Annotated in this window: 13 protein-coding genes; 2 read left to right on the top strand and 11 right to left on the bottom strand. The window is 69.7% G+C overall.

All coding sequences use genetic code 11. The features are described 5' to 3' along the window. Nucleotides 1–2: 2 nt before the first annotated feature. Nucleotides 3–1,238, bottom strand: a complete 1,236-nt coding sequence (locus tag WFJ97_RS13085; RefSeq protein WP_247624608.1) for an amino acid ABC transporter substrate-binding protein — start codon at nt 1,236–1,238, stop codon at nt 3–5. A gap of 128 nt (nt 1,239–1,366) precedes the next feature. On the opposite strand from WFJ97_RS13085, the gene WFJ97_RS13080 reads away from it, so the two are divergent. Next, on the top strand, nt 1,367–2,395 hold the full coding sequence (locus WFJ97_RS13080) for a LacI family DNA-binding transcriptional regulator (protein WP_336641810.1): 1,029 nt from the start codon (nt 1,367–1,369) through the stop codon (nt 2,393–2,395). A 20-nt stretch (nt 2,396–2,415) separates the two neighbouring features. Here WFJ97_RS13080 and WFJ97_RS13075 read toward each other — a convergent pair whose 3' ends face one another. The 5 genes from WFJ97_RS13075 to WFJ97_RS13055 form a co-directional block, all read right to left on the bottom strand. Further along, entirely contained in the window at nt 2,416–3,201 is a 786-nt protein-coding gene (locus tag WFJ97_RS13075) for an ABC transporter ATP-binding protein (RefSeq protein ID WP_336641809.1), read from the bottom strand. Further along, the gene (locus WFJ97_RS13070) at nt 3,198–4,250 is read right to left on the bottom strand and encodes a FecCD family ABC transporter permease (RefSeq protein ID WP_336641808.1); all 1,053 of its coding nucleotides are present in this window, start codon (nt 4,248–4,250) and stop codon (nt 3,198–3,200) included. Before WFJ97_RS13070 ends, WFJ97_RS13075 begins: the two co-directional genes overlap by 4 nt. Before the next feature lie 4 nt (nt 4,251–4,254). Then, nucleotides 4,255–5,358 carry an iron chelate uptake ABC transporter family permease subunit gene (locus WFJ97_RS13065; protein WP_336641807.1) on the bottom strand — a complete coding sequence of 368 codons (1,104 nt, stop codon included), beginning with the start codon at nt 5,356–5,358 and terminating at the stop codon, nt 4,255–4,257. Nucleotides 5,359–5,365: 7 nt separating this feature from the next. Beyond that, a complete protein-coding gene (locus WFJ97_RS13060) occupies nt 5,366–6,322 on the bottom strand; it encodes an ABC transporter substrate-binding protein (RefSeq protein WP_336641806.1) in 957 nt (318 codons plus the stop codon). A 72-nt stretch (nt 6,323–6,394) separates the two neighbouring features. Further along, on the bottom strand, nt 6,395–6,787 hold the full coding sequence (locus WFJ97_RS13055; protein ID WP_336641805.1) for a thiol-disulfide oxidoreductase DCC family protein: 393 nt from the start codon (nt 6,785–6,787) through the stop codon (nt 6,395–6,397). 76 nt (nt 6,788–6,863) lie between these two features. On the opposite strand from WFJ97_RS13055, the gene WFJ97_RS13050 reads away from it, so the two are divergent. Further along, a complete protein-coding gene (locus WFJ97_RS13050; RefSeq protein ID WP_247624601.1) occupies nt 6,864–7,070 on the top strand; it encodes a hypothetical protein in 207 nt (68 codons plus the stop codon). A 127-nt stretch (nt 7,071–7,197) separates the two neighbouring features. Here the strand turns inward: WFJ97_RS13050 and WFJ97_RS13045 are convergent, their stop codons facing one another. The 5 genes from WFJ97_RS13045 to WFJ97_RS13025 all read right to left on the bottom strand — a co-directional run bounded on the left by WFJ97_RS13045 (nt 7,198) and on the right by WFJ97_RS13025 (nt 11,687). Continuing rightward, on the bottom strand, nt 7,198–8,124 hold the full coding sequence (locus tag WFJ97_RS13045) for a PDR/VanB family oxidoreductase (protein WP_336641804.1): 927 nt from the start codon (nt 8,122–8,124) through the stop codon (nt 7,198–7,200). Between the two features lie 18 nt (nt 8,125–8,142). Next, nucleotides 8,143–8,769, bottom strand: coding sequence for an MSMEG_1061 family FMN-dependent PPOX-type flavoprotein (locus tag WFJ97_RS13040; RefSeq protein ID WP_247624599.1), 627 nt, complete (start codon nt 8,767–8,769; stop codon nt 8,143–8,145). Between the two features lie 106 nt (nt 8,770–8,875). After that, nucleotides 8,876–9,385: a MarR family winged helix-turn-helix transcriptional regulator gene (locus WFJ97_RS13035; protein WP_336641803.1), complete on the bottom strand. Its 510-nt coding sequence runs from the start codon at nt 9,383–9,385 to the stop codon at nt 8,876–8,878. Nucleotides 9,386–9,451: 66 nt separating this feature from the next. After that, nucleotides 9,452–9,907, bottom strand: coding sequence for a MarR family winged helix-turn-helix transcriptional regulator (locus WFJ97_RS13030; RefSeq protein WP_247624597.1), 456 nt, complete (start codon nt 9,905–9,907; stop codon nt 9,452–9,454). A 1-nt stretch (nt 9,908) separates the two neighbouring features. Continuing rightward, on the bottom strand, nt 9,909–11,687 hold the full coding sequence (locus WFJ97_RS13025; RefSeq protein ID WP_442928420.1) for a DHA2 family efflux MFS transporter permease subunit: 1,779 nt from the start codon (nt 11,685–11,687) through the stop codon (nt 9,909–9,911). Between the last annotated feature and the right edge of the window lie 25 nt (nt 11,688–11,712).

Raw genomic sequence — 11,712 nt, 5'->3', positions numbered from 1 at the left:
GATCACCACGTCGGCTTCGGGAAGAGGAAGTCGGTCTCCTTGACGTCCTCGGGGAGGACGATGCGGATCTCGCCGCCGACCCACTGCTGGATGAGGTGGGCGCCGGTGGGCTTGCCCGTCTCGTCCCAGCTCAGGGGGCCGACCACGGTCTCCACCTCGTTGTCACGGAGCCAGTCGATGAGCTGCTGCTGGCACTCGCCCTGTTCGGCGCAGCCGACGGCCTCGACGGCCGCGGCCACGACCTGGCCGGTCGTGTAGGCGTTCGCCTCGTCCTCGGCCGGCGGGTTGCCGTGCATCTCGGTGTACTTCTCGACGAACTCGATGTTGCTGGGGAACTGCGAGTCGGGCGAGTAGCCGGTGGGAGCGAGGATGCCCTCGGTCGCCCCGCCGATCGCCGCGGCGAACTCGGGGTTGGTCGGAGCGGTCGAGAACGCGGCGAGCTCGGGCTGGTAGTTCAGCTGCTGCAGCGCGATGATCAGGTTGACCGCGTCCTGGTACTGGGTGCCGCCGATCACGATGTCGGCATCCGACTGCGCGATCTTCGCCGCGATCGTCGAGAAGTCGGTCGTGTTGGGCGGGTAGACCTCGTCGACGAGGATCTCGACGCCGGCCTCCTCGAGCTTGTCGCGGAGACCGTAGGCGGTGCCCTGCGCGAAGGGGTCGTCCATCGCGGCGACGGCCGCCGTCTCGGGACGCTGGTCCTCGGGAAGGGCGAGCAGGTAGTCGGCGAGGTTGTTGTAGTGATCGTTCGCGATCGCGGGGGCGGCGTAGAAGAGGTTGTCGAAGCCCTGCTCGAACACCTCGGCCGCGGCTCCCGCCGGCTCGACGAAGAGCATGCCGTACTCCTGCGCGACACGCGCCGAGGGCACGACCAGGCGGGTCGAGAACGGGCCGAAGACCAGGTCGACGCCGTCCTGCGCGATGAGCGACTCGTAGTCCGAGACGACGCGGTCGGCGTTGGACTGGTCGTCGAGGATCTTCAGCTCGACCTGGCGACCGAGCAGTCCGCCGTTCTCGTTGATGATGTCTCGCCAGGCCTCGTAGCCCCGCTCGACGCCCTTGCCCGGCTCCGAGAAGTCGCCGGTGAGCGGCAGCGAGATGCCGATGACGATGGGGTCGTCCGATCCACCCCCTTCCGACTGGTCACCGGTTCCGGAACAGGCCGAAACCGTGAGGGCGGCGATCGTCAACGATCCGATCGCTGCGGCAATCCGTCGACCTTGGCGGCGTGCAGTCATGCGGGTGTCTCCTACGTCATCGTAAGCGAAAGCGCTTTCGTAAGCGCTTCCGCCACTATACTTGCGTGGAAGAACGAGAGCAACCCACAGCGCGATCAGCGTCGATTTTGCTCCAGGGGGAGGTTTTCGTGAAGCGTACAGGTACGCCGCGACTCGTGGACGTCGCCGAGGCGGCCGGGGTCTCCCTGGCGAGCGCCTCCCGCGCCATGAGCGGGGGTTCGGGCATCTCACCCGAGGTCGCCGCCCACGTGCGACGCGTCGCGCAGGAGCTCGGCTACGAACCCAACCTGCACGCTCGCGGCCTCGCGGGCGGGCTCGTGCCGACCATCGGACTGCTGGTGCACGAGATCGGCGACCCCTACTTCTCCGAGATCGCCAGCGGCGTCATCCGCAGCGCCACCCTCGAGAACCGCTCCGTGCAGATCGCCCAGGCCGACCGTACCCCCGAGAGCGAGCTCGCCCAGGTGCAGGCGCTGCTCCGGCAGAGAGTGGGGTCGATCATCATCGCCGGCTCCGGGTACGCCGACCCCGAGCACGAGCAGAAGATGACCGCCGCCCTCGCCGAGTTCGCGCTCGCCGGCGGCCGCGCCGCCGTCATCGGCCGCCACTACCTGCCGATCGACGCCGTGCTGCCCGACAACCACCGCGCCGGCGTCTCGGTCGGCGCGCACCTCGCCGCGCTCGGGCACCGCCGCATCGGCGTCGTCGCCGGCCCGCTCGAGCTCAACACCGTCGCCGATCGCATCGCCGGGCTCCGCGAGGGCATCGCGGATGCCGAGGTCGAACTCACCGTGGTGTCGAAGGAGTTCACGCGCGAGGGCGGTATCGCCGGCGCCCGCGAACTCGTCGACGGCGAATTCCGGGACCGCGACCTCACCGCGATCGTCGGCCTCAACGACGCCATGGCCATCGGCATCCTGAGCGAACTGCGCCAGCAGGGCATCCGCGTTCCCGACGATCTGTCGGTCGTCGGCTTCGACGACATCGCGGTCGCCGCCGACGTCGCCCCCGCGCTCACCACCGCTCGCATCCCGATGTTCGAGATGGGGCAGCACGCCGTCGCGCTGATCCTGCGCCCCGCGAGCGACGAAGCCCGCACCGTCAGCACCTCGCACGAGCTGATCGTGCGCGCGTCGACGGCGCCGCCGCGCGGCTGACGCCCCTCGCGCCCCGGAACTCAGCCGTGCGGCCAGCGCGGCACGACCAGCGGGCTCCCCGACTCGGGATCGGCGATCACCCGGGCGTCGAGCCCGAACACGTCGGCGACGAGCGCCTCGGTGATCACCTCACCGGGGGCGCCGGTCGCGACGACCTCGCCATCCTTCATCGCGATCACGTGATCGGCGTAGCGCGCGGCCTGGTTGAGGTCGTGCAGCACGGCGACGAGCGTGTGCCCCTGCGTGCGGTTGAGCGTGCGGCACAGTTCGAGCAGCTCGATCTGATGACTGACGTCGAGGTAGGTCGTCGGCTCGTCGAGCAGCAGGATCGGCGTCTGCTGCGCCAGCGCCACCGCCATCCACACGCGCTGCCGCTGCCCGCCCGAGAGCTCGTCGACCATCCGACCCGACAGATGACGGATGCCGGTGGCGTCCATCGCCTCGACCACGGCGGCCTCGTCCTCGGGCGACCACGGCGCGAACAGGCGCTGGTGCGGGTACCGCCCCCGCGTGACCAGATCGACGACGCGGATGCCGTCCGGCGCCACCGGTCCCTGCGGGAGGAGGCCGACCTCGCGCGCCACGTGCTTGGTGGGCAGATCGTGCAGGCTCTTGCCGTCGAGCAGCACGCTCCCCCGGGTCGGGGGCAGGAGCCGCGTCAGGCTCTTGAGCAGCGTCGACTTGCCGCAGGCGTTCGGCCCCACGATCACGGTGAACGCGCCGTCAGGGATCTCGACGGACACATCGGCGCACACGAGCTTGTCGGCGTAGCCGAGTGCGGCGCCATCGACCATCAGTCGGGTCATCTCTTCTTTCCCTCTCGCAGGAGCAGCCACAGGAAGTACAGTCCGCCGATCGACACCGTGACGATGCCGACGGGCAGGGGGGAATCGGGATGGATGCGCTGCGCCACGACATCGGCGAGGAGCAGCAGCAGCGCCCCCACGGCGGCGGTCGGGCCGAGCGCGAGGCCGTCGGAGCGCACCACCCGGCGCGCGATCTGCGGGGCCGCGAGCGCGATGAACGAGATCGGTCCGACGGTCGCCGTGGCGAGGGCGGTGAGTCCGACGCCGATCACGATCGCCGCCACCTGCACCGCGCGCACGTTCTGGCCGAGGGCGGTGGCGAACGGCATCCCGATCTGCATCAATCGCATCGGCCTGCTCAACGCCATCGCGGCGATCAGGAAGACCGCCGATCCGCCGAACGCCCCCAGGAACGTCGCCCACGAGACGCCCGACAGGTTGCCGGCACCCCACAGGCTCGCCATGATCGCGTCTTCGACGGTCGCCGTCAGCAGGATCCACACGTTCACCGAGGCGAGCATCGCGCTGACCGCGATCCCCACGATGATGAGCCGCACCCCGCGCACCGCCCCGCGCTTCGACGAGAGCAGGAACACGAGGAACGCGGTCGCCACACCCCCGGCGAGCGCCCCGGCCATGGTCTCGACCGAGCCGCCGCCGAGCAGCAGCATCACGACGATCGCGCCGGTGTACGACCCGGTCTGGAATCCGATCACGTCCGGCGAGCCCAGCGGGTTGCCGGTGAGGTTCTGGAAGATCGCGCCGCTCATCGCCAGGCACGCGCCGAGCAGCACCGCCATGAGGATGCGCGGCGCGCGCCACTCGAGCACGACCATCGAGGTGTAGGCGTCGCCCTGGCCGACGAGCGCCGTGAGCGCCTCGATCGGGGTGATCTGCGCGGAGCCCGAGAACACGGCGAAGACGGCGAGCAGCACGATCGCGATCCAGAGTCCTGCGCAGATGCGGGCCGAGCGCGCGTCGACGAGCAGGAACGGGCGGGAGCGCGGACCGATGCGGTGCACGCGTCGGCCGAAGTCGAGGTCGGTCATCGCCTCACACCTCCGAGACGCGGAAGCGCCGCACCATGTAGATGAGCACGGGTGCTCCGATGAACGCGGTCACGACACCCACCGGCACCTCACCCGCGGTGATGACGCGGCCGAGCACATCGGCGAACCCCATGACGGTCGGCGCGATGAGCACCGAGTACGCGAGGATCCACCCCTGGTGCGGGCCGACGATCATGCGCGCGAGATGCGGGGCGAGCAGCCCGAGGAAGCCGATGGGCCCGGCCGCGGCCGTCGCGCCGCCCGCGAGCAGGGCGATCGCGACGAGCACGACGAGACGGATGCGGTTCGGATGCGCACCCATCGCCACGGCGGATGCCTCGCCCAACGACAGCACGTCGAGGGAGCGCGAGCTGAGCAGGGCGATGACGAGGCCCACGACGATGAACGGCACGATCGCGAGCGTCGCCTCGAGCGGCTGCGAGGCCGTGGTGCCCGCCGACCACCCGCGCATCTTCTCGAGGATCTCGGAGTGCGTCAGCAGCACGGCCGACGAGAACCCCATGAGCACCGCGCCGAGCGCGACGCCCGACAGGGTCATGCGCACGGGGTTGCCGCGGGCGGTGCCGGTGTTGCCGATCACGAAGACGAGCACCGAGGTGATCATCGCCCCCGCGAACGACCACCACATGTACTGCGAGATGTCGGTCGTGCCGAAGAACGCGAGCCCCACGACGACGGCGAGCGAGGCGCCCGCGTTCACACCCAGGATGCCGGGGTCGGTCATGGGGTTGCGGGTGACGGCCTGCATGAGCGCTCCGGCGACGCCGAGCGCCGCCCCCGCGACGAGGATGAGCACGGTGCGCGGAACGCGCGAGAACCAGACGGTCTGCGAGATCGCGTCGGCGGGGTCGGGATGCAGGAGGGCCTGGATCACCTCGGCCGGCGGAACGGCACGAGAGCCGACGAGCATGCTGGCGGCGAGGGCTGCGACGCAGAGGATCGCGAGCGGTACGAGCCCGACCCAGCGCCGCCCGGCGGAGGAGCGGGCGGCGGAGAGGGGCGAGGAGCGGGGCGAGGGCGGGCGCGGGTCCGCCCCGGACACGAGGGTGTTCGGGGCGGGCCCGGATGCCGCGGGCTGCGGGTTCATCCGGCGGTCAGGAGACCTTCGTCGACGACGATACGAGGTCGGCGACGTCGTTCAGCCAGGCCGCGTACGTCGTGGCCGTCATGGCGCCCTTCGAGCTCCAGGCGCCGAGCTGGTCGGCCTGCACGGCGGGCAGCGCGTCCCAGAGGTCGGCGGTGAAGGAGAAGTCGTCGCCGTAGCCCTCGATGAGCAGGATGTCGGCCGGGTAGGTCGAGGCATCCTCCCAGGCGACCTGCCCCCACGGGTTGCCGGTCTCGGGGGCGTCGGCGCCGACGATGGTCGCGCCGAGTTCTTCGAGCAGTTCGGCCTGGGCGAAGCCGACGCCGGTGTACAGCATCTCCTTCGCGGGGCTGGTGAGCATGATGTTCAGACCGCTGCCGGTGATCGCCGCACTGAAGGCCTCCTTGGCGTCTTCCAGGTCGGCGTCGGACTGCACGATGGCGTCGGAGGTGACGTCGGCACCGAAGAACGCGGCGATCGTGCGGGTGTCGGCGATGCGACCGTCGATCGTCTCACTGCCAGGCAGCGGCACGAACGGGGCGACGCGAGTGATCTGCGCGTTCACGTCCTCGTCGAACCACTGCCAGCCGTCGGCGGTGCCCTGGCCGATGATCGCGTCGGGGCGCAGCTCGGCGAGCTTCTCGACGTCGATCTCGCCGTCGGTCCCGATCTTCGGGATGTCGGAGATGTCGGCATCGCCCATCACGAAGGGGTTGTCGCACTCGTAGCCGAAGAGGGCGACGGGCTCGATGCCGTACTCGTGCAGCGAGCTGTAGGCGTAGCAGTCCATCACGATGCTCTCGGGCTGCGCGGCGAAGTCGATCGACAGCCCCTCGAGCGAGGGGTGTTCGAGGGTGACGCCCTCCCCCGATTCCGGTTGTTCCGCGGTGTCTCCGGTCGAGGCGCAGGAGGCGAGGAGTAGGGCGGAGGCGGCGACGAGGGCAGCGAGAGAGGACCGGCGGAGCACGGCGAAGACCAATCTGTCGGTGGAAGGGGGAGCCCTTCGACCGTAACAAGGATTTAGTTAGGGTAGGTAATCCTAACTAAATCCTCGGGCGTGTCCCCTCGGCATCGCGCAGGCGGCCGTCCCGCCCGGGAGGCGGTGCCGGAAGCGGGCGACGAGTGCGTAGCCGAGCGCCGCCGCCCACGCGAACGGCGGGGTCACCAGCATCCGTCCGAGGAATCGCATCCACCGGCCGGGCTGCATCCGCAGCAGTGCAGCGAAGGCCCTGTGCCCGCGGAACCGCTGCTCCCCCACGACCAGCCAGACGTAGCGCGTGACGTCGTGGTTGCTCAGGCGGAGCGCATCGAGGTCGAGCCACTGCCAGGGCTCGGCGTCGGGGAAACGCGCGAGCCGTTTCTCGAGCACGCTCACCGCGGTCGTGCAGAACCCGCAGTCGCCGTCGAAGACGAGCAGGGGTCGCGAGCGCATGCCTCCGACCCCATCACAGCCCCCGCGGGTTCTCAACCCCCTGGCCTGCGAACCACCGGGCAGCGGATGGTGAGGTATGAGCCACAACCCCGATGACATCAAGCAGCCCCTCGACCATCTGCCCCCGCTCGATGAGCGCGATAAGGCCGTCGAGATCGACGAGCCCAGCTACCCGACTTCGAGCGAGCCCGCCGAGCACGGGAGCGTGTCGCCCGACACGGCCGCCGAGCCCGGCAAACCGAACCGGCACGGCGTCGACAAACTGCCGCCGACCTCGCGCTGAGACCCCCGCGATGGGCGGAGTTCTCGGCGTCGGGCGGATGTTTGTTCCCGGAATCTCCGCCCCTCACGGAGTTCTCCGCCCATCGCGGAGGCAGCGGGGAGGCGGGGCGGAGGCGAGCAGCTCCGCCTCAGGCGTCGATCACGAGCGTCGGCGACAGCGCCCGCGAGACGCACGGGTACATCGTCATCGACGCGTCGTCACCGGTGAGCGAGTCCCGATGCTCGGGGATGCCGTCGAGCACGGTCACCGCGCAGGAGCCGCAGATGCCCCGCAGACACGAGCCCTCGACCGGCACGCCCGCACTCTGCAGCGCGCCGAGCATCGAACGCTCGGCCGGCACCTCGACCGTGACGTCACTGCCCGCGCAGACCACGGTGAACGCCTCGTTCGGCCGGAACTCGCGCGGCTTCGGCTCGAAGCGCTCCACGTGCAGACTCGCACCGCCGGGCAGGGCACCCGCGAGGTCGTCGAGCGCATCGACGAAGCGCTGCGGTCCGCAGGCGTAGACCGCGGTGCCGGGCGCGAGGCCCGCGTAGAGCTCGGCCAGATCCATCCGCCCGGCTTCGGCGCCGACATGGATCGTGACGCGATCGCCGAGGGCAGCGAGATCGTCCGCGAAAGCCACGTCCTCGCGCCGACGCACCAGATACGTCATCCGCCAGTCGGCATCCTCGGCGGCCAGATGCCGCGCCATCGCCAGGATCGGCGTGATGCCGATGCCCGCCGCGAGCAGGTGGTACGCCGGAGCATCCGACAGGGTGAAGAGGTTGCGGGGCGGGCGCACCCACACCCGGCTCCCCACCCGCAGGAACGAGTGGATGTAGTGCGAGCCCCCGCGCGAGAACTCCTCGCGCAGCACGGCGATCCGATAGCCGTGCGCATCGGCGGGGTCGCCGCACAGCGAGTACTGGCGCTCGTGCCGCGTGATGAGCTGCACGTCGACGTGCGCCCCCGGCTGCCACGGCGGCAGCGCGGTGCCGTCGGGCGCGGCGAGACGGAGGCTGACGATCGAGGGCGTCTCACGGACGATCTCGCTCACGACGAGGGGGAGCATCCCCGCACGGGACCGCATTCAGTACAGGTTCCGGTAGGCGCCGGCCATCGCGTCGTCGATCACGTCGCCGACCGAGGGATCGAAGCCCGACATGCTCGCCCAGATCGTGCCCGAGGTCGGCACCTCCTCGGCGAGGTCCTGCATCTCGGCGTCCCAGAGACCCGCCCGCACGAGCGCGCGCCCGCAGTGCAGGTACACCTGCTCGGTGCGCACGACGATCGCGAGATCGGGAACCGCATGGTCCTGCTCGAGCATCGCCAGCAGCGAGGGGTCGTTCGTGACGGTCGCCGTGCCGTTGATGCGCAGCGTCTCGGTCATGCCCGGCACGAAGCACAGCAGTCCGATGTGCCCGTTGTCGATGATGTTGGTCATCGAGTCGGCGATCTTGTTGCCGAGCCGGTCGGGGATCACCAGGGTGCGCGGATCGAGCGCCCGCACGAAACCGGGATAGTCTCCGCGCGGCGAGCTGTCGCAATTGCCCGCGGCATCCGCGGTCGCCAGGCTGCAGAACGGCGAGTGCGCGAGGAAGGTCAGGCAGTTCTCGTCGAGGAAGTTCGTGATCTTCTGCGTGGTCGGCGCCTCGGGTTCACCGAGCGTCGACCTGAGGTACGCCAGATCGACGGAGGGGAAGTCGAAGCTCTCCATTCCTCCAGGCTAGCCAGGCGGATGCCGGTCGTCACCGTCGCGACGCCACAGCGTCGCCCCCACCGGCTGTGCTGAGCGCCCACCCCGATAGCGGACGAGACGGGCCTCAATCGCCGAAGGCGGCCAGCAGTTCCGAGAAGCGATCGAGGTCTTCGGCCGACCAGCGGCTCAACCGCTCGGCGAGGCGCGCCTCGTAGCGAGAGCGGGCGAGCGCGACCCGCTCCTGCGCGAGATCGGTGGCGACCAGCACACGGGCCCGGCGATCGTCGGGGTCGGGAACGCTCTCGACCAGTCCCAGCTGCTCGAGCTGGCGCACGTGACGGCTGACGGCCGACTTGTCGGTCTGCAGGCGCTCGATGATCGCGCCGGCCGAGGTCGCCTTGCCCGTCGCGATCGACGTGAGCACCTGGTATCCGAGGGGCTGCAGATCCGGATGCACGGTGGTCGCCGCCTCGCGCCAGCTCACCCGGATGCGCGCGAACAGCCGACCCAGCTCGTGCTCGACGCGCGAGACCGCCTGGTCGATGTCGACGCTCCCGGGCTGCGTGCCGGGCTGCGCCGCGGACTGCGCGGCGGGCGCGCCCTCGCGGGCGGGTTCGTCGGTCGAGGCGCTCATGATCGCCAGCCTAACGGCGGCGCACGACGAAGCCCCGCCGTCGACCGCCCGGCGGGGCTTCGTGCGTCACACCTCCGACAGCAGCCGGAAGACCTTGGATGCCGCGTGGATCTCCTCGGGCGTGAGCTCGGCGACCACCGCGCGCAGCCGCACGCCGTGGTCGCGGCGCAGCTCGGCGAGCGCCGCACAGGCCGACGGCGTCGCCGTCAGCACCCGCAGGCGCCCGTCGCGCTCGTCCGGACGGGACTCGATCAGACCGAGATCTTCGAGCATCCGCACCTGGCGGCTCACCACCGACTTGTCCATCTCGAACCGCTCCGCCAACTCGTGCGCGCTGACGGAGCCGGCTCGATCGATGAAGGTCAGCAGCTTGTACCCACCCACCTGCAGCTCGGGCGATATGCGGGCGGCGGACTCCCGCCACAGCGTCCGCGTGCGGGCGAAGATGAGGTTGAGGTGCGTCTGCAGGTCACCCAGCGCGGTCTCCGCGTCGGGCGATGCGACGGCATCCGAGCCGATCATCTCAGCCCCTCGACTCCCGGCCGTCGCGTTCGAGAACGGTCGTCACCGAACCGGTCGACGGAGCAGACGGAGAGGAGGGAGAAGCGGATGCCGTGCCCGCGATGCGGATCGCACCGGTCGACATCGTCGCACCGACCTCGGCCTCGGAGACCTCGAGCACCGACTCCTCGGCCTGCTCGCGCAGCTGCTCGGCGGCATTCTTGGTCGACAGCGGCTTGTTCTTGAGGAACGCGATCGCGATGACGGCGATGACCGCGAGCGGGATGGCGATGATGAAGGCATCCGCGATGCCGTGGCCGTAGGCCCCCTCGACGATCGCGCGGATCGTGTCGGGCAGCTGACCGACCTTCGGCACGTCACCCGAGGCGAGGTGCTGCAGCGCGTCGATCTCGCCCTGCGTCGACGGCACGAAGTCCTTCAGCGAGTCGGTCATGTACCCGGCGACGCTCGTCGAGAGCAGCGAGCCCATGACGGTGACGCCGATGGTGCCGGCGATCGTGCGGAAGAAGTTCACGTTCGACGAGGCCGCACCCAGCTGCTGCGGGGCGGTGTCGTTCTGCACGATGAGCGTGAGGTTCTGCATGACCATGCCGAGACCCGCGCCGAGCACGAACATGTACACGGCCACCAGCGGGAACGGGGTGTCGTAGCGCAGCGTCGACATCAGGCTCACGCCGATCGTGGTGAGCACGGAGCCCGTGAGCATCCATCCCTTCCACTTGCCGAAGCGGCTGACGAGCTGGCCGATGATGATCGACGCGCCCATCTGGCCGATGATCATCGGGATCGTCATGAGACCCGACTCGGTCGGCGTGGCGCCACGGGCCAGCTGGAAGTACTGGGCGAGGAACACCGAGGTGGCGAACATGGAGACGCCGATCGCGATGGACGCGATGACCGAGAGCGTGAAGGTGCGGTTGCGGAAGAGCGACATCGGCACGATCGGTTCCTTGACGAAGAACTCGACGGTGATGAACGCGGCGATCGCGACGCCGGCGATGACGGCGAGCATGATGCTGGTCGACGAGTCCCACTCGAACTGGCTGCCGCCCATCGAGACCCAGATGAGGAGGGTCGAGACGCCGACCGCGAGCAGCACGATTCCGAAGTAGTCGATCGAGACCTTGCTGTCTCGCTGCGGCTTGGGCAGGTGCAGCGTGAACTGCAGGAGCACGAGGGCGAGGAGGGCGAACGGCACGCCGACGAAGAAGTTCGAGCGCCAGCCCCACACGTCGGTGAGGAGTCCGCCGAGCAGCGGGCCGCCGATGGTGCCGAGGGCCATGATGCCGCCGACGACGCCCATGTACTTGCCGCGCTCACGCGGCGAGATGATGAGGGCGACCGCGATCATGACGAGCGACATGAGGCCGCCGACGCCGATGCCCTGGATGACGCGCACCGCGATGAGCATGTTCGTGTCGGTCGAGAATCCGGCGATCACGGTGCCGGCCGTGAAGAGGATGAGTGAGATCTGCACAAGGATCTTGCGGTCGACGAGGTCGGCCAGCTTGCCCCAGATCGGCGTGGAGACGGCGGTGGCGAGCAGGCTCGCGGTGATGACCCAGGTGTACTGGGACTGCGTGCCGCCGAGGTCGGCGATGATGACCGGCATCGAGGTCGACACGACGGTGCCCGAGAGCACGGCGACGAACATGCCGACGACGAGCCCGGAGATCGCGGTGAAGACCTCGCGCGGTGAGCGCACGGTGTCGTGCGCGGGTGAAGAGATGGTTGTCACAGGGGAACGCTCCAGCGTAGAAAGTTGATAAGTGTCAACCATACGCCGTTAGTTGCAAAAGTGCAAC

Source organism: Microbacterium sp. USHLN272, assembly GCF_037149655.1.
GTDB classification, from domain to species: Bacteria; Actinomycetota; Actinomycetes; order Actinomycetales; family Microbacteriaceae; genus Microbacterium; species Microbacterium galbinum.
This window is presented reverse-complemented; position numbering and strand designations above follow the sequence as displayed.

What these genes read in the sequence shown, in the direction of transcription:
- WFJ97_RS13030 (WP_247624597.1), bottom strand. Translation starts at nt 9,907, where the DNA reads ATGATCGGCTCGGATGCCGTCGCATCGCCCGACGCGGAGACCGCGCTG.
- WFJ97_RS13025 (WP_442928420.1), bottom strand. Translation starts at nt 11,687, where the DNA reads ATGGTTGACACTTATCAACTTTCTACGCTGGAGCGTTCCCCTGTGACA.
- WFJ97_RS13035 (WP_336641803.1), bottom strand. Translation starts at nt 9,385, where the DNA reads ATGAGCGCCTCGACCGACGAACCCGCCCGCGAGGGCGCGCCCGCCGCG.
- WFJ97_RS13040 (WP_247624599.1), bottom strand. Translation starts at nt 8,769, where the DNA reads ATGGAGAGCTTCGACTTCCCCTCCGTCGATCTGGCGTACCTCAGGTCG.
- WFJ97_RS13070 (WP_336641808.1), bottom strand. Translation starts at nt 4,250, where the DNA reads ATGACCGACCTCGACTTCGGCCGACGCGTGCACCGCATCGGTCCGCGC.
- WFJ97_RS13050 (WP_247624601.1), top strand. Translation starts at nt 6,864, where the DNA reads ATGAGCCACAACCCCGATGACATCAAGCAGCCCCTCGACCATCTGCCC.
- WFJ97_RS13085 (WP_247624608.1), bottom strand. Translation starts at nt 1,238, where the DNA reads ATGACTGCACGCCGCCAAGGTCGACGGATTGCCGCAGCGATCGGATCG.
- WFJ97_RS13065 (WP_336641807.1), bottom strand. Translation starts at nt 5,358, where the DNA reads ATGAACCCGCAGCCCGCGGCATCCGGGCCCGCCCCGAACACCCTCGTG.
- WFJ97_RS13055 (WP_336641805.1), bottom strand. Translation starts at nt 6,787, where the DNA reads ATGCGCTCGCGACCCCTGCTCGTCTTCGACGGCGACTGCGGGTTCTGC.
- WFJ97_RS13045 (WP_336641804.1), bottom strand. Translation starts at nt 8,124, where the DNA reads ATGCTCCCCCTCGTCGTGAGCGAGATCGTCCGTGAGACGCCCTCGATC.
- WFJ97_RS13075 (WP_336641809.1), bottom strand. Translation starts at nt 3,201, where the DNA reads ATGACCCGACTGATGGTCGATGGCGCCGCACTCGGCTACGCCGACAAG.